The organism is Pseudoruegeria aquimaris, assembly GCF_900172235.1.
In the GTDB taxonomy this organism is placed as follows: Bacteria; Pseudomonadota; Alphaproteobacteria; order Rhodobacterales; family Rhodobacteraceae; genus Pseudoruegeria; species Pseudoruegeria aquimaris.
The window spans coordinates 155,908-174,925 of sequence record NZ_FWFQ01000004.1 but is presented as its reverse complement, the minus strand read 5'-3'; the positions used below and the strand labels follow the sequence as shown (position 1 = coordinate 174,925).

Sequence of the window (19,018 nt, the reverse complement as noted above, 5' to 3'; positions counted from 1 at the left end):
ACAGCGGCGAGATCACCGCCCATTCCGCATCGCTCACATCGTGTCTGCCCGTCATGCTCACCTCCGTTTCCGAAAGTGAATCATCACACCGCCAAAAACGGAATCCCGTTTATGAGTTCACGACCTAGCCGAGCGCCGCGGAAAGGTCACGGGCACAGAACGTCACAATCCCGTGGACAAGGCGCAGGCGCGGGATTACCTCGGAAGGCATGAAAGCAGATCTCGAAATCGACGCCATCGGCCTGTTGTGCCCCCTGCCCGTCCTGCGGCTGCGCAAGCGCATCCAGGCGCTGGAACCGGGTCAAGTGGCCTGCCTGCGGGCCGACGATCCGGCCGCCGTCGTGGACGTGCCGCACTACTGCAACGAATCCGGCAACGGCTTCATCGAGATGCAGGAAGCCGACGGCCACATGGCCTTCTACGTGCGCAAGGCCTGACGCGCACCGAAGCTTCACCGCTGCACGACACCTGATGCACGACACCTGACCGCGGGAAACGAAAAACGCCGGGCAATGCCCGGCGTTTTCCTCATTCGTGCTGGCCCATGCCTCAGCCGACGGACCACCAGCCGCGCCGCTTGGGCTTGCCCGGCTCGGCCTCGGCGGCCGGCTCGGTGGCTTCGGCCATCTCGGGCTTGGGCTCCTCCGCCTCCGGCGCTTCGGACACGTCAGCCGTTTCGGCCTCCGCGGCTTCCGAAGCATCTTCCGGGGCTGCCTCCGGGGCGGCTTCCGGGGCGGTCGCCTCGGCCGGTTCCTCGGACACGACTTCCTCGGCAGCGGCTTCCTCGGCCTGTTCGGCTTCCGGCGCCTCAGCGTCGGCTTCCTCGGCCTCCGCCTGTTCGGCTTCCGGCGCTTCGGCGGGCGCTTCCTCGGCCGTCACCTCTTCGCTGGCGGGCTCGGCGGCGGCCTCCTCCTTGGGGGCCTCCTCGGCCTCGGCGGCGTCCGGGATCGGTGCGGTATCTGCCGGCGCGGCATCAGGCGCCGCAGCCTCCGCCGGGATGTCTTCCGGCTTGGCCTCTTCCTCGCTCACCTTCTTCTTGCGCGAGCGGGTGCGGCGGCGCTTGGGCTTCTCCTCGGTTTCGCCGGCCTCTTCAGGCTTGGGCGCCTCCTCGGTGGCGGACTCAGCCGCTTCGGCCTGGGCGGCCTCGGAGGCGGCAGCTTCAGGGGCGTCGCCGGTTTCGGCGGCGTCCTCGGCCTGCGCAGCCTCGTCGGAGCCGTTTTCAGAACCGTTCTCCGCGGCGTTCTCGTTGGACACGTTCTCCCCGTTCTCGCCCGACTTGGAGCGACGGCGGCGACGGCGGCGGCGGCGTTTCTTGGGCTGCTGCTCCTCGGCCGCCTCCTCGGTGGGGATCTCCACCTCGGCCTCGGCCTGGGCCTCTTCGTCCTTGTCCACCTCGTCCATGATCGCGGAGGTATCGACGGATACAACCGGCGCAGCCACCTGCGTAACGGCGCGGGTGGCCGTCTTGAAACGCTCGATGGTGAAATCAGGGCTCACGAGATGCGGATCGGCCTCCACGCGCACGGAAAGACCATAGCGGCTTTCGATTTGCGCAACATGCTCACGCTTCTGGTTCATGATGAAGTTCGCGATGCCAATCGGGGCTTTCAGCAGAACTTCACGGGAGCGCCGGCGCACGCCTTCCTCTTCAAGCTGGCGCAGGATCGACAGCGCGAGGTTGTCGTCCGAGCGAATCAGGCCGGTGCCGTGGCAGGCGGGGCACGGCTGGGTCGTGGCCTCGATCATGCCCGGGCGCAGGCGCTGGCGGCTCATTTCCATGAGGCCGAAGCCCGAGATGCGGCCCACCTGGATGCGGGCACGATCGGTCTTCAGCTTGTCTTTCATGCGCTTTTCGACGGCGGCGTTGTTCTTGCGCTCTTCCATGTCGATGAAATCGATCACGATGAGCCCGGCCAGATCGCGCAGGCGCAGCTGGCGCGCCACTTCCTCGGCGGCTTCGAGGTTCGTCTTGAGGGCCGTTTCCTCGATGCTGCCTTCCTTGGTGGCGCGGCCCGAGTTCACGTCGATCGCCACGAGGGCTTCGGTGACGCCGATCACGATGTAACCACCGGATTTCAGCTGCACCGTGGGGTTGAACATACCGGCGAGATAGCTTTCCACCTGGAACCGCGCGAAGAGCGGCAGCGGATCGGTGTATTGCTTCACGTTCTTGGCGTGGGACGGCATGATCATCTTCATGAAGTCCTTCGCCGTGCGGTAGCCCTCGGCCCCCTCGACGATCACCTCGTCGATCTCGCGGTTGTAGAGATCGCGGATCGAACGTTTGATGAGGTTGCCTTCCTCGTAGATCGGCGCGGGCGCGACGCTTTTGAGCGTCAGTTCGCGGATCTGCTCCCAGAGGCGTTGCAGGTATTCGTAATCGCGCTTGATCTCGGATTTCGTGCGTTTTGCACCGGCGGTGCGGATGATCAGGCCGGCGCCATCGGGCACGTCGATCTCGTTGGCGATCTCTTTCAGCTTCTTGCGGTCGGCGGCGTTGGTGATCTTGCGGGAGATGCCGCCGCCACGGGCGGTGTTGGGCATCAGCACGCAGTAACGGCCGGCAAGCGACAGGTAGGTGGTCAGCGCGGCGCCCTTGTTGCCGCGCTCTTCCTTGACGACCTGCACCAGAAGGATCTGGCGCACCTTGATCACTTCCTGGATCTTGTAGCGGCGCGGGCGCGGCTTGCGTGGCGGGCGGATTTCCTCGGTCACGTCTTCTTCAGCGACGCTCTCGATGTCGGAGTCCTTCTCGGAGGCCGTGCGGCCCTTGGAGCCCTCTTCATCGGCATCATCGGCGTCATCGACATCGATATCGGCATCGGGGGAATCCTCGCCCTCATCCGCCGCCGGCGTCTCCACCGGGGTTTCGCCGACCAGTTCCATCGGCGAGCTGCCTTCGAGGCCGTCCTCGTCGGTGTCCAGATCCACGACGTCCATGCCGGGGATGGCGGCGGCGTCTTCGGTCTCGACTTCCCTGGTTTCCACCGCATCGGAGGATTTCGCCGCGGCCGCCTTGCTGCGCGAGCGCGAGCGGGAGCGCGTCTTCTTCGCCGGTTTCTCGTCTTCGTCCTCGTTCAGCGAGGCCACGTAGGCGCGCTCTTCGGCCAGCAGCGCTTCGCGGTCGGCCACGGGGATCTGGTAGTAATCGGGGTGGATCTCGGAAAACGCCAGGAAGCCATGGCGGTTGCCGCCATAGTCAACGAAGGCCGCCTGAAGCGAAGGCTCTACGCGGGTGACTTTTGCGAGGTAGATGTTGCCAGCGAGCTGACGTTTGTTTTCGGACTCAAAATCGAATTCCTCGACCTTGTTTCCGTCCACCACCACGACGCGGGTTTCTTCCGCGTGGGTGGCGTCGATGAGCATTTTCTTAGCCATGTTGTCTCTTTGCACCGCGCATCCGCCCGGCCTCCCGGAGGAGCCATGCGTTGCGGGTGTTGTTCTGCAAGGGCGAATTCGGACGCTGCAACGGCCTGCGCGGCGGCCCTGTGGGCCCTGCCTGCCTGCCTGTATGATGTTGCGCGTCTCATCGCGTTTCTTCTCCGACGCCGCAGGGGATGCGGCGCCAATTGATGGCCCGGCGCTCTTCGCGCATCGGGCGAACGTGTCTGGGCCTCAAGGCCCTGCGGTCCGGTCCTGCCGCTCCTTCCCGAGGGCAGGCAGGGTGCCGGAAAAACTCACAAAACGATCCGCGCCCCGGTGCCTTGCGGCCCCAAAAAGGGAGTGATCGCCGTAGCACGACATTAAAGCCACTGCTCGGAAGATTACAATGGGCAAAATTATCCACAGCCCGCATTGCGGGCCATGAAAGCGGCTGCGGACGCCCCGTCACAGGTAGTCGGAGCGCTGCAGGCCGTATTTCGCCATCTTCTCGTTCAGCGTGCGGCGCGGCAGGCAGAGCTCATCCATCACGTTGACGATGGAGCCCTTGTGCCGGCGCATGGTGTTGTCGATCAGCATCCGTTCGAAGGCTTCCACGTATTCCTTCAGCGGCTTGCCTTCCGTCGTCATCACCGGCTGCACGTCCTCGGTGTCGGCCATCAGCAGCGAGGTGATGGAGCCCGAGCCGCGCCGGTTCTGAAGCACCGCCCGTTCCACCAGGTTGATGAGCTGGCGCACGTTGCCCGGCCAGGGCGCCTGCAGAAGCTGCGCCGCTTCCTGCGCGGAGACCTGCGGGGTTTCGCAGCCGTATTCCTCGGCGAACTGCTCGGCGAGCCGGGTGAAGAGCGTCAGGATGTCTTCGCCGCGCTGGCGCAGCGGCGGCAGGGTGATCTTGAGCGCGGCCAGCCGGTAGTAGAGATCCGGGCGCAGCACGCTTTCGCAGGTCTTGCCCTGCTCTTGGAGGTTGCAGATCGCCACGATGCGTGTTTCCGCCGGCGTGCCCTGCTCGTTGATGTAGCTCAGGAGCCGCGCCTGGTTGACCTCGTTGAGCGCCTCGATGTCTTCCAGCACCAGCGTGCCGCCGCGCGTGGCCTCCACGAGGGGCAGCGCACCATCATCATCGACGGGGCCGAACAGGCGGCGGCCAAGCGCGTCGTCTTCCAGCGCGGCGCAGCTCTGCACGGTGAATTTCTTGCCTGCGCGCGAGCCGACGGCGTGCAGCGCATGGGCCACCAGCGTCTTGCCGGTGCCGGTTTCGCCCTCGATGAGAACGTGGCCGTCGGCCTGGCCCAGATCGAGGATGTCCTCGCGCAGCCGCTCCATCACCGGGGAGGAGCCGATCAGCTTGCGCATCACCGCGTCGCCGTCGCCCAGTTCCTTGCGCAGAGCGCGGCTGTCGAGCGTGAGGCGGCGCGCCTGGGTTGCCTTCTTGGCCAGTTCCGTCATGCGATCCGGGTTGAAGGGTTTTTCGAGGAAGTCGAAGGCCCCCAGCCGCATCGCCTCCACCGCCATCGGCACGTCCCCGTGGCCGGTGATCATGATGACGGGAAGCGCGCTGTCGGCCCCCATCAGGCGTTTGAGGAACTGCATCCCGTCCATGCCGGGCATGCGGATGTCGGAGACGACCACGCCGGGATAGTCCGGCCCCAGCGCCTTGAGCGCGTCTTCCGCGCTGGCGAAGGTTTCGGTGTCGAACCCGGAGAGCGCCAGCCATTGGCTGATCGACTGCCGCATGTCCTGTTCGTCATCCACGATCGCGATTTTCATAGCTTGCGCCATTGGGCCTCACTCGGCTGCTTCGATTTCATCGGTCAATATGGGGAGCCGGACCTGGAATACAGCCCCCCCGTCTTCCCCGTTGCGTGCGGTCAGCCGGCCGCCGAGATCCTTCACGATCCCCGAGGAGATGGCAAGGCCGAGGCCCACGCCGTCGCCCGGCTGCTTGGTGGTGTAGAAGGGCTCGAACAGCGACTCGAGATCCTCGATCCCGGTGCCGTTGTCGCGCACGGTGAGGGTGACGGTTTCGCCGGCCGACAGCAGGATCTCGATTTCCGGGTCGGCCACGGTGCGCGTGGCATCGAGCGCGTTGCGGAACAGGTTGATGATGACCTGCTCCAGCCGCACGCGATCGCCCATGATCAGCACCGGCTCCGCCGGGATCGACTTGGTGATCCGCACCTGCCGGCGCCGCAGCTGCGGCTCCATCATCGACAGCGCCGACAGCACCGCGTCGCGGGTGTCCACCGGCACGAATTCCTCGCCGCCCTTGCGGGCGTAGCTCTTGAGCTGCTTGGTGATCGCGCCCATGCGCTCGATCAGGTCGTCGATGCGCTGGAAGGAGGCCACGGCCTCTTCGGGGCGCTTGCGCTGAAGCAGCAGCTTGGCGCCGGCGAGATAGGTCTTCATCGCCGCCAGCGGCTGGTTCAACTCGTGGCTCACGGCGGCGCTCATCTCCCCGAGCGCGGCCAGCTTGGAGGATTGCGCCAGCGTCTGCTCGGCCACTTCGAGGTTCTTTTCGACCCGCTGCCGTTCGCTGATCTCGCGTTGTAGGCGCTGATTCAGCTCGCGCAGCTCGGCGCTTTCGCGCTGGAAGATCAGCGAGCGCAGCTGCGCCTTGCGCGACAGCAGGTAGAAGGCCATCGCCAGCAGCATGGCGAACCCCATGATCTCCAGCGCCAGCACGCCGTTCACCCGCTCCCGCACCGAGTTGTAGGTGGTGAAGGAGGTCATCCGCCAGCCCTGGAAGGGGATCCGGCTTTCCAGCCGCATCAGGCTGTCGCCCTGGAGGTAGGCATCCACCGGCAGCGCCGGCCAGTCCGCCGTGGCCCGCAGCGCGCGGGTGATCGCGGAGGGGGCCGGCAGCTCCGCCAGCGCCTCGGCCTCGGTGCGGCCGCGCCAGCGCGGCTCGGTGGCGAGAATGATCGTGCCCTCGCTGTCGGTCACCAGCACGGCGTCCGAGATCGAGGACCAGGTGCTTTCGAACTTGCGCAGATCCACCCCCACCACGATCACGCCCTGGGTGTTGAGCACGCCTTCCATCTTGCGGGAATAGAAGAAATCGGTCGCGCCGGTCTCGGTGCGGATCTGGGTGAACACGGTGTCGTTTGAGCGCACCGCCTCGACGAAATAGGGCTCGGTGCGCAGGTTCTTCCCGATCAGGTTGCGATCGGAGGCGGCGACGACGCGCCCGTTTTCATCGAGCAGCATCAGCGAGCCGGCGGCGATCTGCTCCACCAGCGAAATCAACCGCTGCGAGGTCTGGCTGTAGTCGCCCGAGTTCAGCGCCCCGATCAGCGTGGGATCGCGGGCCAGAAGCTGGGGCACGATGGCGTTGCGGCGCAGCTCGCTCAGCAGGTTGCCTGAATAGAGCGCCTGGCGCACCTGCGCGGTGTTGCGCGTGGTTTCGGTGTAGCGCTCGGTGAGAAACAGGTTGGTGACCCAGACGACGGACACCGCCACCAGCACGAACAGAAGCACGGCGAGGCGCAGGCGCCACGTCGTGGTTTCCTCCCGGATCGGGGCTTGTTTCGCATCCTGGGACATGGCCCGAATCTACGCCTGCCGGCGGGAAGCGGCAAGCGGTGGCGGTTAAGCCATTGCCATCTGGTCGAAAAGCGAGCGGAAAAGCGCCGCCCCGTCGGTGCCGCCGTGGCCGGCATCCGCCGCCCGCTCCGGGTGGGGCATCATGCCGAGCACGCGGCGGTTCTCGGACAGGATGCCGGCGATGTCGGCGGTGGAGCCGTTGGGGTTGTCGCCGTAGGTGAAGGCCACGCGGTCCTCTCCCTGGAGCCGGGCCACGGTCTCGGCATCGGCGGTGTAGTTGCCGTCGTGGTGGGCGATCGGGATCTGGATCTCCTGCCCCTTGGCATAGCCGGAGGTGAAGGCGCTGTCGGTGGTCTGCACCGTGAGCGGCACCGTGCGGCAGATGTATTTCAGCCCCGCGTTGCGCAGCAGCGCGCCCGGCAGAAGCCCGGTTTCGGTGAGGATCTGGAAGCCGTTGCAGACGCCGAAGACGTAGCCGCCGCGGTTTGCGAACTCCACCACCGAGCGGCAGATGGGCGATTGCGCCGCAATGGCGCCGCAGCGCAGATAGTCCCCGAAGGAAAACCCGCCCGGCACGCCGACGAAATCCAGCCCCTCGGGCAGCGCCGTATCCTTGTGCCACACCATGGTGACATCGGCGCCCACCGCCTTCAGCGCGACGGCGAGATCGCGATCGCAGTTGGAACCGGGGAATACGACGACAGCGGCTTTCATGGGGGCATCTCCTTGCTTGGCGGCGCTCTAGCCTATTGCGCGGCGCGGGGGAAGGCCCCGCGCCCCGTCAGCGTGTAAAATCCGTGATGACGGCCACGCCCGGCGGCGTCGGCCCGTTGAAGGCGCGCAGTTCCGCGCTGGCGCCGGAAAGCGGGATCTCGCGGGCGATCAGCGGGCTCATGTCCACCGCGCCGCTTTCGATCAGCGACAGCAGGCTCGGGTAGCGCCACGAGGGCATGCCGCGGGTGCCGTAAAGGGCGAGATTGCCCATGTAGACGGCGTTCATGTTGATCTCCATCCGCGCCGCATCGCCGAGCGGCAGGCCCACCTGAACGTGGCGGCCCAGCGGGCGCAGGCATTCGATGGAGGCATTGGTGGTGGCCGCGATGCCGAGCGCCTCGACGCTCACATGCGCCCCGCCGCCGGTGATCTCGCGGACGGCCTCGGCCACGCGGCCCTCTCGGGCATTCACCGCCGCATCGGCGCCCAGCGAAAGCGCGTGGTCGAGCTTTTCCTGCACGATGTCCACCACCACGACCCGTGCGCCAAGCGCCTTGCCCAGCAGCATGGCCGAAAGCCCGATGCCGCCGGTGCCATGCACCGCAAGCCATTCGCCCGCCTGAAGCGCGGCGCGCCCTGTGAGCGCGTGCCAGCTGGTGGTGACGCGGCAACCCAGCCCCGCCGCCACGGTGGAGGCAAGCCCCTCGGGCAGCCGGGCGAGATTGTGATCAAAGGGCACCGCCACGTATTCGGCGAAGGCGCCGGGCTCGACGAAACCGGGCAGCCGCTGGTTGGGGCAGGTGTTCTGATGCCCGGACTGGCAGGAGGGGCAGCTGCCGCAGGCCAGGATGAAGGGCGCCACCAGCTTGTCGCCCACCTTGTAGGTGGCGCGGGGGCCGGCCTCCACCACGGTGCCGCAGTATTCATGGCCGGGGATCTGGCCGGGTTTGACCCGGGGATGTTCCCCCACCCAGCCGTGCCAGTCGGAACGGCAGACGCCGCAGGCCTCCACCTTGAGAACGACACCATCCTCCGGGCACGCCGGATCGGCCACCTCTTCGAGCGACAGATCGGCGTTGTATTCCCGCAGGACGGCGGCGCGCATGGTTACACCAGTTCGACCGAGTAGCTCTCGATCACCGTGTTGGCGAGCAGCTTCTCGCACATCTCCTTGACGCTGGCCTCGGCGGCGGCGGGATCGGTCTCGGCGAGATCCAGCTCGATCACCTTGCCCTGCCGAACACCCTGGACCCCCTCGAAGCCCAGCGTGCCGAGCGCGTGGCGCACGGCCTCGCCCTGCGGGTCCAGAACTCCGGTCTTCAGCATGACGTGTACGCGGGCTTTCATGGGGTCAGTTTCCTTGCAGGTCTTGGAATGAACTTCAGGACGGTGGCCGAGGGCAGCCCCGCCCGGTGCTTTCAATTGATCAGGGTCGGCTTGGAGGCCTGGGACACGTTGCCGGGCATCACGCCGAGGCGGCGGGCCACTTCGGTGTAGGCATCCGTCAGACTGCCCAGATCGCGGCGGAACACGTCCTTGTCGAGTTTCTGGCCGGTCTCGATGTCCCAGAGGCGGCAGGAGTCGGGGCTGATCTCGTCGGCCACCAGCAGGCGCTGGTAGTCGCCTTCCCAGACGCGGCCCACCTCGATCTTGAAGTCCACCAGCTTGATGCCGACGCCCATCATCATGCCCGACATGAAATCGTTCACCCGCAGCGCCAGCGCCACGATGTCGTCCAGATCCTGCTGGGAGGCCCAGCCGAAGGCGATGATGTATTCTTCCGGCACCAGCGGATCGCCCAGCTCGTCGTTCTTGTAGGAGAATTCGACGATCGGGCGCGGCAGCTGCGTGCCCTCTTCGAGGCCGAGCCGCTTGGCCATGGAGCCTGCGGCGAAGTTGCGCACGATGATCTCCAGCGGCACGATCTCCACCGCGCGCACGAGTTGCTCGCGCATGTTCAGCCGGCGGATGAAATGGGTCGGCACGCCGATGTTGTTGAGCCCTTTCATGAAGAACTCGCTCAGGCGGTTGTTGAGCACGCCCTTGCCCTCGATCACGTCGCGCTTCTCGGCGTTGAAAGCGGTGGCGTCGTCCTTGAAATACTGCACGATCGTGCCGGGCTCGGGGCCTTCATAGAGGATCTTTGCCTTGCCTTCGTAAAGCTTTTTGCGCCGTGCCATGGAATCTCCGATGCGGGTTGGGTGGCAGAGGTGTCCTCCCGTTTCAGCCGCCCTATAAGCCATGGCGAGAATTGTCGCAAGAAGGCGCTATTTCCTTGCGGCCCCAAGACGGCGGGGCCATATGATACCGTGAACCGCAACACCAAGTGCCGAGAGGACGCGACATGACCACTTTCGACGATCGCGAAAGCGCCTTCGAGAACAAATTTGCCCACGACGAGGAGATGCTCTTCAAGGCCGGCGCCCGCCGCAACAAGCTGCTGGGCCTCTGGGCCGCGGGGCTGCTGGGCAAGGAAGGCGAAGCGGCGGACGCCTACGCCAAGGAAGTGATCCTCGCCGATTTCGAGGAAGCCGGCCACGAGGACGTGGTGCGCAAGGTGGCCGCCGACCTTGACGGCCTTGCCAGCGAAGACGAGATCCGCGCCAAGATGGCCGAACTGCTGGTCGTGGCCAAGGAACAGCTGGCCAGCGAGGCCTGACGGAAGGCCCGCCGGCCTGTGCAACCGCGAAACGAGCGCAAGGCGCGGCCCCCTCCGGGAGCCGCGCCTTTTCCTTTGGCGTCAAGCCGTTCACATCCCGCTCATCATCATTATGAGCGATATGAATTTGCGCTCCCCGCGGCTTTCTGGCACTAGCGCTGCAACGATTGGCCGTGCCCGGCGATGGCGCGGCCCTCTTTGCTTTGATGAGGCCCGAGACGATGACAAACGCCCTTTCCCGCCTGCTGGCCGACCGCGACTGGCTGCTTGCCGACGGCGCCACGGGAACGAACCTGTTCAACATGGGGCTGTCCTCCGGCGACGCGCCCGAACTTTGGAACGTCGATGAGCCCGCCAAGATCCGCGCCCTCTACCGGGGCGCCGTGGAGGCCGGTTCCGATCTGTTTCTCACCAACACCTTCGGCGGCAACGCCTCGCGCCTGAAGCTGCACGATGCCCAGGGCCGCGTGCGCGAGCTGAATCGCGTCGGCGCCGAACTGGCCCGCGAGGTGGCCGACGCCGCCGGGCGGCCCGTCGTCGTGGCCGGCTCCGTCGGCCCGACGGGCGACATCATGGAGCCCATGGGCTCGCTCACCTACGATGCCGCCGTGGAGATGTTCCACGAGCAGGCCGAGGGGCTGAAGGAAGGCGGCGTGGACGTTCTCTGGGTCGAGACGATCTCGGCGCCCGAGGAGTTCAAGGCCGCCGCCGAGGCCTTCCGCCGCGCCGGGATGCCCTGGTGCGGAACCATGAGCTTCGACACCGCCGGGCGCACCATGATGGGGGTCACCTCCTCCGACATGGTGGATCTCGTCGCCAAGCTCGATCACCAGCCGCTGGCCTTCGGCGCCAACTGCGGCGTGGGCGCCTCCGACCTGCTGCGCACCGTGCTGGGCTTTTCCGCGCGGGGCACCGAAACGCCGCTGATCTCCAAGGGCAATGCGGGCATCCCGAAATACCACGACGGCCACATCCACTATGACGGCACGCCGGAGCTGATGGCCGACTACGCCTGCCTCGCCCGCGATTGCGGCGCCACCATCATCGGCGGCTGCTGCGGCACGACGCCGGAGCATCTGAAGGCCATGCGCGCCGCGCTGGAAAGCCGCCCGCGCGGCGAACGCCCCACGCTGGAAACCATCGCGGCGGCTCTCGGCGGCTTCTCCTCCGCCTCCGACGGCACAGGCGAGGACGCGGCCAACGCCCCGGCCCGCCCGCGCCGCCGCCGCCGCTCGTGAACGCACGGTGGCCGGGTCAGAACAGCGAAAGCTGATCCCCGGCCCGCGCCGGCGCGGCGAAGAGATCGCTGCGCAGGGGCGGCAGCCGCTCCGCAAGCCCGAGCCGACGGCAGGCGGCCCGGAAACGGGCCTGCGTCAGCTCGGCGTGCGGCCCCTGCCCGCGCATCCGGTGCCGGAACCGCGAGTCATACAGCGCTCCGCCGTGCATCTCCCGCAATCGTCTCAAGATCTTCTCCGCCCGGTCCGGCACATGCTCCTGAACCCAATCCTCCCACAGCGGCGCCACCTCCAGCGGCAGGCGCAACATGATGTAGCTGGCCGCGCCGGCGCCGGCCTCGCGCGCGGCGGCGAGGATCTCTTCCAGTTCGTGATCGGTCAGGCCGGGGATCAGTGGCGCCACCATCACCCGCACCTCGCAGCCCGCCTCCGCCAGCCTGCGAATCATCGCCAGACGCCGCTTCGGCGCCGGGGCACGCGGCTCCATCCTGCGGCTCAGCCCGGCATCCAGCGTGGTGATCGAAATGCCGACGCGCGCCAGACCCGCCTGCCCCATCGCGCCCAGGATATCGGCGTCGCGCTCCACCAGGCTGCCCTTCGTCACCACGCCCACCGGGTGATTGAAGGCCTGCAGCACTTCGAGGATGCGGCGCATGATGCCGCGCTCGGCCTCGATCGGCTGGTACGGGTCGGTATTGGTGCCGATGGCCACCGGCGCGCAGGCGTAGCCCTTCCGGCGCAATTCCCGCTCCAGCACCTGCGGCGCCTCGGGCCGCGCGACGAGGCGGGTCTCGAAATCCAGCCCCGCAGACAGCCCGAGGTAGGCGTGCGTCGGGCGGGCGAAACAGTAGATGCAGCCGTGCTCGCAGCCCCGGTAGGGGTTGATCGAGCGATCGAACGGCAGATCCGGCGAGCGGTTGTAGGTGATCAAACTGCGCGGGCGTTCCTCGCGCACCTCGGTGCGCAGAACGCGCGCCTCCTCCGCGATCTCCCAGCCGTCGGCCTCAAGGCTCCGGCTCAAGGGCTCGAAGCGCCCGCTGTCGTTGCCCGCCGCGCCCCGGCCCCGCGCCACGCGGCCCGCGAAGGCCTGCGCCGCGCGCGCCGCCGGCGCGCGACCCTCGTTTCGGTGCTTCCTGTCCATGCGGGGCAGGATAGAACGAAAGCAGAACATTTTAAAGGGCCCCGCGCCCCCTGTGTCCACCGGCTCCCGACGCCTGCGCGCGTCGGTAGCGAAGGCGCCCATGTCGCTATTTGCCAAGTTGGCAAACGCGAATTTGCGCATGGTGTGGCAGCAGATGGGCTCTCGGCCAGCAATTGGAGTGCATGACATGTCCGAAGAAGAAGACGATATCATCCTGTCCGAACTGCCGGACGACGAGCTTGTCCAGCAGATGTTCGACGATCTCTACGACGGGCTGAAGGAAGAGATCGAGGAAGGCGTCAACATCCTGCTGGAACGCGGATGGGAGCCCTACCGCATCCTCACCGAGGCACTGGTGGGCGGCATGACGATCGTGGGCAACGACTTCCGCGACGGCATCCTCTTCGTGCCCGAGGTGCTGCTGGCCGCCAACGCGATGAAGGGCGGCATGGCCATCCTCAAGCCGCTGCTGGCCGAAACCGGCGCGCCGCGCGTCGGCAAGATGGTGATCGGCACCGTGAAGGGCGACATCCACGACATCGGGAAGAACCTCGTCTCCATGATGATGGAGGGCGCGGGCTTCGAAGTGGTGGATCTCGGCATCAACAACGCCGTGGAATCCTACCTCGAAGCGCTGGAGACCGAAGGCCCGGACATCCTCGGCATGTCGGCGCTGCTGACCACCACGATGCCCTACATGAAGGTCGTCATCGACACGCTGGTCGAGAAGGGCCTGCGCGACGACTACATCGTGCTCGTGGGCGGCGCGCCGCTGAACGAGGAATTCGGCAAGGCCATCGGCGCCGACGCCTACTGCCGCGATGCCGCCGTGGCGGTGGAGACGGCCAAGGAATTCATGGCCCGCAAACACAACCAGATGGCGGCGGGCTGAGCCCGCAGGCGGCGCGGGCGCGGCCTTGGCAGCGCCCGCTTCCACCCCCATCTGTGATGCATGACGCAGACAAAGCCCCCCTCCTCGCCCCGCACCACGGCCCGCTTCGCGGCGCTGCTGGCGATCGTGATCCTCGCGGCCCTGGCCACCGTCGGCATCGCCTACGGCACCTCGGGCCAGCTGCGCAGCGTGGCGCCGGCGGGCGGCCTCCTCGCCGTGGCCCTGCTGGCCCGGCTGCTGCTCTTCGCCCGGAAGGACGGCGATGACGGGCGCCCCGACTGACGAGATCCTCACCCGCGAAGGGCTCGCGCCGGGCGCGCGGAAGGGCCGCATCCTGCTGCTGGCCTGCGGCGCGCTCGCACGCGAGATCCTCGCCCTGATCGAGGCCAACGGCTGGGATCACATGGTGCTCACCTGCCTGCCGGCGATCTACCACATCCAGCCCGAGAAGATCCCCGGCGCGGTGGAAGCGGCCGTAGCCCGCCACCGCGCGGACTTCGACGAGATCTTCGTCGTCTACGCCGATTGCGGCACCGGCGGGCTCCTGCAGGCCAAATGCGCCGAACTGGGGGTGCAGATGGTGCAGGGCCCCCATTGCTACAGCTTCTACGAAGGCAACGCGCGCTTCGCGGAGATCGCCGAAGACGAGTTCTCCGCCTTCTACCTGACCGATTTCCTCGTGCGCCAGTTCGACGCCTTCGTCTGGAAGCCGATGGGGCTGGATCGCCACCCCGAGCTGCGCGACATGTATTTCGGCAACTACACCAAGCTCGTCTACCAGGCCCAGACGGAGGACCCCGCCCTCACCGAGAAGGCGGCCGCCTGCGCCGAACGGCTCGGCCTCGCGTTCGAGCGCCGCTTCACCGGCTACGGCGATCTGGCCACGGCCCTCGCCGCCCGCGCCTGAGGACCGACGCTCCATCTTCTGACGAAAAATATCCCCGCCGGAGGCAGGAAAACCTTCAGAGAGGCTCGATGTCACCCTCGGCGCGCAGGGCATGGAAATCGGCCTCGAAGCGCGCGAACTCCCCGGCGGCGATGGCATCGCGCATCCCCTGCATCAACTCCTGGAAGTAGTGCAGGTTGTGCCAGGTCAGCAGCATCCCCGAGATCATCTCCTTGGCGCGGTAGACGTGGTGGAGATAGGCGCGCGAGTAGTTGCGGCAGGTGGGGCAGCTGCAGTCCGCGTCCAGCGGGCGAGGATCGTCCTGGTGGCGCACGTTCTTGATGTTGACCTGCCCGCGCCGCGTCCAGGCCTGGCCGGTGCGGCCCGAGCGTGAGGGCAGCACGCAGTCCATCATGTCCACGCCGCGCTTCACCGCGCCCACGATGTCATCGGGCTTGCCCACGCCCATCAGGTAGCGCGGCTTGTCCTCCGGCAGCTGGCTGGGCGCGAAATCGAGCGTGGCGAACATCGCCTCCTGCCCTTCGCCCACCGCCAGCCCGCCGATGGCGTAGCCGTCGAAACCGATGCTCTTCAGCGCTTCCGCGCTTTCCTCGCGCAGGTCGCGTTCCAGCCCGCCCTGCTGGATGCCGAAGAGCGCATGGCCCGGGCGGTCGCCGAAGGCGTCGCGCGAGCGCTGCGCCCACCGCATCGACAGCCGCATCGACTCCGCGATGCGCTTGCGGTCCGCCGGCAGCGCCGGGCATTCGTCGAAGCACATCACGATGTCGCTGCCCAGCAGGCGCTGGATCTCCATCGAGCGTTCGGGCGAGAGGAAATGCTTGCTGCCGTCGATGTGGGAGCGGAAGGTCACCCCCTCTTCGGTGAGCTTGCGCAGATCCGACAGGCTCATCACCTGGAAACCGCCGGAATCGGTGAGGATCGGGCGCTCCCAGTTCATGAACCGGTGCAGGCCGCCGAGGCGGTCGATCCGCTCCGCCGTGGGGCGCAGCATCAGGTGGTAGGTGTTGCCGAGAAGGATGTCGGCGCCGGTGGCGCGCACGCTCTCGGGCATCATCGCCTTCACCGTGGCCGCCGTGCCCACGGGCATGAAGGCGGGCGTGCGGATCTCGCCGCGCGGAGTGGAGATCACGCCGGTGCGCGCGGCGCCATCGGTCTTGTGCAGGGCAAAGGAAAACTTGGTCATGGCGCTCCCGATACTCCGCCGCGCGGGGCTTTGCAATCGTGCAGCCGCGCGCGGGTGCGGCGCTTCGCGCGGGCCGCACGTGCCGGCGCCGCCTTTACCTTCGGCTGCGGGTTCCCTATATCTTTTGTCGGATATTCCCAGCGAGACAGACATGAACCAGACCGGCGAACAGCTCGAAGGCACCCCCCTCATCAAACCGTCTTCCACGGATCACCCGCTGCATGAAGCGGTGGTGGAGGCCTGCCGTTCCGTCTACGACCCGGAAATCCCGGTCAACATCTACGATCTCGGCCTCGTCTACACGATCGAGATCAACGACGAGAACGAGGTGGATATCATCATGACCCTCACCGCGCCGGGCTGCCCGGTGGCCGGCGAGATGCCCGGCTGGGTGGCCGAGGCGGTGGAGCCGCTGCCCGGCGTGAAGCAGGTGAACGTGCAACTCACCTGGGAGCCGCCCTGGGGCATGGAAATGATGAGCGACGAGGCGCGCCTCGAACTCGGCTTCATGTAAGGCTTGCCTGTAAGCCCCTGTTTTTGCGAGACTGAGCCGAAAGCAGGAGGCCCTGAATTGCCTGATCCCATTGCCGTTCTGACGGGCGATCTGATCCGTTCGACCGACCACCCGCCGAATGTGGTGGATGCGGCCATGGGCGTGCTGTCCGAGGCAGCCCAGTCCGTTGCCGGCTGGCAGGGCAGCCCCACCCGTTTCACCCGGGCGCGCGGGGATGGCTGGCAGATGGTGCTGATGCGCCCCGCCCTTGCCCTGCGCGCGAGCCTCTGCCTGCGCGCCGCCCTGCGCGCGGCCGATCTCGGGCTTTCCACGCGGATTTCCGCGGGCATCGGCGACGGCACCCTGCCCGCCTCCGGCGATCTCGCCGCCGCCGCAGGCCCCGCGTTCATCGCCTCGGGCCGTGGGCTCGAAGCCTTCGCACGCCGGCAGGCCTTGGGGCTGTCCGGAGCGGTGCAACCGGGCGCGCAGGCCGCCTTCCTGCTGGCCGACGCGCTGGCGCGCGGCTGGACGGCGGCGCAGGCGCGGGTGTTGACGGCCGCGCTCGCCCCGGAGGCGCCCACGCAGGACGAACTGGCCCATGCCCTCGGGCAAACGCAGCAGAACGTGCAGAAAACCCTGCGCGCGGTCCATGCGGACAGCCTGCTTGCCGCGCTTGAGGCCTTCGAAGCCCCGGAGACCGGTGCATGACAACCATATTCGGCTGTATTTCAGAATTACAACCCAAATCGGTTGTTTTTTCCGACGCAAGAAGCGACCACCTTGGAGCGCTTCCCACGGGTGCAATCACGTCGGGTCGCGCCCCGCGCCCAACTCGGGGACACGTCGGATGACGGCCACCTTCCTCGCTCTTCTGCTCGGACATCTCGTGGCGGATTTCCTGCTGCAATCCGGCTGGATGGTGCGCCACAAACGGCGCATCGACGTGCTGATGATGCACGCCGCACTCGTGCTGATCTGCACGCTGGTGGCCACCGGGCAGCTGGCCCATCCCACCGTGATCGCCGTTGCGCTGGCCCATCTGCTGATCGATTTCGTCAAGGTGCGCCTGCCGCGGCAGGGCCTGCGCACCTTCACGCTGGACCAGGCCGCCCACCTGGCCACGCTGGTGATCGCCACAAGGCTGGCGCCCGATCTCTGGGCCACGGGCATCTGGGCCGACACGCCGGAACAGGTGCTGAGTCTGATGGCCCTGGCCTGCGGGGCGATTCTCTCGATCGTCGTGGGCGGCTACGTGGTGGGCCTGCTCTGTGCGCCCTATCTCGCGGCGGTGCCCGACGACGGGCTGCCCGGCGCGGGGCGGATCATCGGGCTGCTGGAGCGCGGGCTGATCTTCATCCTGGTGCTCACGGGGCAGCTTGGCTCCATCGCGCTGCTGATCGGGGCGAAATCCATCCTGCGGTTCTCGACCGTCGCCGCGGACCGCAAGGCCAGCGAATACGTGATCATCGGCACGCTGGCGAGTTTCGGCTGGGCGCTGGTGCTGGCGCTGGCCACCGGCGGGCTTCTGGATCTGCTGCCGCCGCTTGAGATCGGGGCGCTGCTGCCCTAGATAGGAAAGACAGAGCGAAACAGGTGGAAATTTCCATGTTCGGCATTCCCGGCAAACAGGCCGTCACCATGACACCGGCAGCGGTGAAACAGATCTCCCGGCTGATGGAGAAGGACGGATCGCAGGGCCTGCGCATCGGCGTCAAGAAGGGCGGCTGCGCGGGCATGGAATACACCATGGAATACGTGGACACCGTGGACCCGATGGACGAGGTGGTGGAACAGGACGGCGCGCGGGTGATGATCGCCCCGATGGCGCAGATGTTCCTTTTCGGCACCGAGATCGACTACGAGGTCTCCCTGCTCGAATCCGGGTTCAAGTTCCGCAACCCCAACGTGGCCGACGCCTGCGGCTGCGGGGAATCGATCAAGTTCAAGGATGTTTCCGAACTCAGCGCGGAACGCGGCGCAGGTTCGGCTTGACGTTGCGCCGCTGATGGCCATGCTCCCCGCGAAAGAGATTTGAGCATCAGCGGAGGGCAGCCCATGCGGCGCAAACTTGCGGCAGGCAATTGGAAAATGAACGGAACCGGCGCGTCGCTGGCGGAGGTCGAGGCCCTGAAGGCCGCCCTGCCCGGTGAGGCGGTCGACGTGCTGCTTTGCCCGCCGGCCACGCTGCTGCACCGCATGAGCGCCACCTGCGCCGGCAGCCCCATCGCCACCGGCGGCCAGGACTGCCACGCCGCCGACTCCGGCGCGCACACGGGCGATGTCTCGGCCGCCATGCTGGCGGACGCCGGCGCCAGCCACGTGATCCTCGGCCATTCCGAACGCCGCACCGATCACGGCGAAACCGACGCCGACGTGCGCGCCAAGACAGCCGCCGCCTGGGCGGCCGGGCTGACGGCCGTCGTCTGCATCGGCGAAACCGAGGCCGAGCGCGAGGCGGGGCGGACCCTCGCCGTCATCGGCGCCCAGCTCGAAGGCTCCGTGCCCAACGGCGCCACGGGCTCGCGGCTCGTGGTCGCCTACGAGCCCGTCTGGGCCATCGGCACCGGGAAAGTGCCGACGATCCCCCAGATCGCCGAGGTGCATGATTTCCTGCGCGAAGCCCTGGTGCAGCGCTTCGGCGAGACCGCCGGCAGCGCCGTGCGCCTGCTCTACGGCGGCTCGGTGAAGCCCTCCAACGCGGCCGAGATCTTCGCCGTGGAGAACGTCGACGGTGCGCTCGTGGGCGGCGCTTCGCTGAAGGCGGCGGATTTCGGCGCCATCATCTCGGCGCTGGCCGCGGCCTGAGCCCGCTGAACGCTTCCCCCGTTTCACGCGGGAAGCGGCCTCCGGCGGGGATATTTTCAGAACAA

20 protein-coding genes are annotated in these 19,018 nt (G+C 67.2%); 11 read left to right on the top strand and 9 right to left on the bottom strand.

Going from position 1 to position 19,018, the window contains the following annotated elements:
• Nucleotides 1-209 precede the first annotated feature (209 nt).
• Nucleotides 210-437, top strand: coding sequence for a sulfurtransferase TusA family protein (locus PSA7680_RS04775; RefSeq protein ID WP_085867519.1), 228 nt, complete (start codon nucleotides 210-212; stop codon nucleotides 435-437).
• 112 nt (nucleotides 438-549) lie between these two features.
• On the opposite strand, the gene PSA7680_RS04770 is transcribed toward PSA7680_RS04775, so the two are convergent.
• The 7 genes from PSA7680_RS04770 to purC form a co-directional block, all read right to left on the bottom strand.
• On the bottom strand, nucleotides 550-3,378 hold the full coding sequence (locus tag PSA7680_RS04770) for an Rne/Rng family ribonuclease (protein WP_085867518.1): 2,829 nt from the start codon (nucleotides 3,376-3,378) through the stop codon (nucleotides 550-552).
• A gap of 450 nt (nucleotides 3,379-3,828) precedes the next feature.
• Nucleotides 3,829-5,160, bottom strand: a complete 1,332-nt coding sequence (locus PSA7680_RS04765; protein ID WP_085867517.1) for a sigma-54-dependent transcriptional regulator — start codon at nucleotides 5,158-5,160, stop codon at nucleotides 3,829-3,831.
• A 6-nt stretch (nucleotides 5,161-5,166) separates the two neighbouring features.
• Nucleotides 5,167-6,924: a sensor histidine kinase gene (locus PSA7680_RS04760; protein ID WP_085867516.1), complete on the bottom strand. Its 1,758-nt coding sequence runs from the start codon at nucleotides 6,922-6,924 to the stop codon at nucleotides 5,167-5,169.
• Nucleotides 6,925-6,969: 45 nt separating this feature from the next.
• Nucleotides 6,970-7,638, bottom strand: coding sequence for a phosphoribosylformylglycinamidine synthase subunit PurQ (gene purQ, locus PSA7680_RS04755; protein ID WP_085867515.1), 669 nt, complete (start codon nucleotides 7,636-7,638; stop codon nucleotides 6,970-6,972).
• A 67-nt stretch (nucleotides 7,639-7,705) separates the two neighbouring features.
• The gene (locus PSA7680_RS04750) at nucleotides 7,706-8,743 is read right to left on the bottom strand and encodes a zinc-dependent alcohol dehydrogenase family protein (RefSeq protein WP_085867514.1); all 1,038 of its coding nucleotides are present in this window, start codon (nucleotides 8,741-8,743) and stop codon (nucleotides 7,706-7,708) included.
• A gap of 2 nt (nucleotides 8,744-8,745) precedes the next feature.
• Nucleotides 8,746-8,985: a phosphoribosylformylglycinamidine synthase subunit PurS gene (gene purS, locus PSA7680_RS04745; protein ID WP_085867513.1), complete on the bottom strand. Its 240-nt coding sequence runs from the start codon at nucleotides 8,983-8,985 to the stop codon at nucleotides 8,746-8,748.
• Nucleotides 8,986-9,056: 71 nt separating this feature from the next.
• Entirely contained in the window at nucleotides 9,057-9,818 is a 762-nt protein-coding gene (gene purC / locus PSA7680_RS04740; protein WP_085867512.1) for a phosphoribosylaminoimidazolesuccinocarboxamide synthase, read from the bottom strand.
• 164 nt (nucleotides 9,819-9,982) lie between these two features.
• Here purC and PSA7680_RS04735 point away from each other — a divergent pair, with 164 nt between their 5' ends.
• Nucleotides 9,983-10,297 (top strand): DUF1476 domain-containing protein, encoded by a 315-nt coding sequence (locus PSA7680_RS04735; protein ID WP_085867511.1) that lies wholly within the window; start codon nucleotides 9,983-9,985, stop codon nucleotides 10,295-10,297.
• A 221-nt stretch (nucleotides 10,298-10,518) separates the two neighbouring features.
• The gene (bmt, locus tag PSA7680_RS04730; RefSeq protein ID WP_085867510.1) at nucleotides 10,519-11,535 is read left to right on the top strand and encodes a betaine--homocysteine S-methyltransferase; all 1,017 of its coding nucleotides are present in this window, start codon (nucleotides 10,519-10,521) and stop codon (nucleotides 11,533-11,535) included.
• A 16-nt stretch (nucleotides 11,536-11,551) separates the two neighbouring features.
• On the opposite strand, the gene PSA7680_RS04725 is transcribed toward bmt, so the two are convergent.
• Complete coding sequence (locus PSA7680_RS04725; protein ID WP_085867509.1) at nucleotides 11,552-12,673, bottom strand: PA0069 family radical SAM protein; 1,122 nt, start codon at nucleotides 12,671-12,673, stop codon at nucleotides 11,552-11,554.
• Between the two features lie 187 nt (nucleotides 12,674-12,860).
• Here PSA7680_RS04725 and PSA7680_RS04720 point away from each other — a divergent pair, with 187 nt between their 5' ends.
• The 3 genes from PSA7680_RS04720 to PSA7680_RS04710 are packed head-to-tail and all read left to right on the top strand — an operon-like array spanning nucleotide 12,861 to nucleotide 14,472.
• The gene (locus PSA7680_RS04720; RefSeq protein ID WP_085867508.1) at nucleotides 12,861-13,565 is read left to right on the top strand and encodes a cobalamin B12-binding domain-containing protein; all 705 of its coding nucleotides are present in this window, start codon (nucleotides 12,861-12,863) and stop codon (nucleotides 13,563-13,565) included.
• Between the two features lie 60 nt (nucleotides 13,566-13,625).
• Complete coding sequence (locus tag PSA7680_RS04715; protein WP_085867507.1) at nucleotides 13,626-13,847, top strand: hypothetical protein; 222 nt, start codon at nucleotides 13,626-13,628, stop codon at nucleotides 13,845-13,847.
• Complete coding sequence (locus tag PSA7680_RS04710) at nucleotides 13,828-14,472, top strand: DUF1638 domain-containing protein (protein WP_085867506.1); 645 nt, start codon at nucleotides 13,828-13,830, stop codon at nucleotides 14,470-14,472. Before PSA7680_RS04715 ends, PSA7680_RS04710 begins: the two co-directional genes overlap by 20 nt.
• A gap of 55 nt (nucleotides 14,473-14,527) precedes the next feature.
• Here PSA7680_RS04710 and tgt read toward each other — a convergent pair whose 3' ends face one another.
• Nucleotides 14,528-15,655, bottom strand: a complete 1,128-nt coding sequence (tgt, locus tag PSA7680_RS04705) for a tRNA guanosine(34) transglycosylase Tgt (protein WP_085867505.1) — start codon at nucleotides 15,653-15,655, stop codon at nucleotides 14,528-14,530.
• Nucleotides 15,656-15,806: 151 nt separating this feature from the next.
• On the opposite strand from tgt, the gene PSA7680_RS04700 reads away from it, so the two are divergent.
• The 5 genes from PSA7680_RS04700 (at nucleotide 15,807) to tpiA (ending at nucleotide 18,953) form a co-directional block, all read left to right on the top strand.
• Nucleotides 15,807-16,169: an SUF system Fe-S cluster assembly protein gene (locus tag PSA7680_RS04700; RefSeq protein WP_085867504.1), complete on the top strand. Its 363-nt coding sequence runs from the start codon at nucleotides 15,807-15,809 to the stop codon at nucleotides 16,167-16,169.
• A 57-nt stretch (nucleotides 16,170-16,226) separates the two neighbouring features.
• Complete coding sequence (locus PSA7680_RS04695) at nucleotides 16,227-16,856, top strand: hypothetical protein (RefSeq protein ID WP_085867503.1); 630 nt, start codon at nucleotides 16,227-16,229, stop codon at nucleotides 16,854-16,856.
• 139 nt (nucleotides 16,857-16,995) lie between these two features.
• Nucleotides 16,996-17,718, top strand: a complete 723-nt coding sequence (locus tag PSA7680_RS04690; protein WP_176244078.1) for a DUF3307 domain-containing protein — start codon at nucleotides 16,996-16,998, stop codon at nucleotides 17,716-17,718.
• Between the two features lie 35 nt (nucleotides 17,719-17,753).
• Nucleotides 17,754-18,140, top strand: coding sequence for a HesB/IscA family protein (locus PSA7680_RS04685; protein ID WP_085867501.1), 387 nt, complete (start codon nucleotides 17,754-17,756; stop codon nucleotides 18,138-18,140).
• A 63-nt stretch (nucleotides 18,141-18,203) separates the two neighbouring features.
• Nucleotides 18,204-18,953, top strand: a complete 750-nt coding sequence (gene tpiA, locus PSA7680_RS04680; RefSeq protein ID WP_085867500.1) for a triose-phosphate isomerase — start codon at nucleotides 18,204-18,206, stop codon at nucleotides 18,951-18,953.
• Nucleotides 18,954-19,018 lie beyond the last annotated feature (65 nt).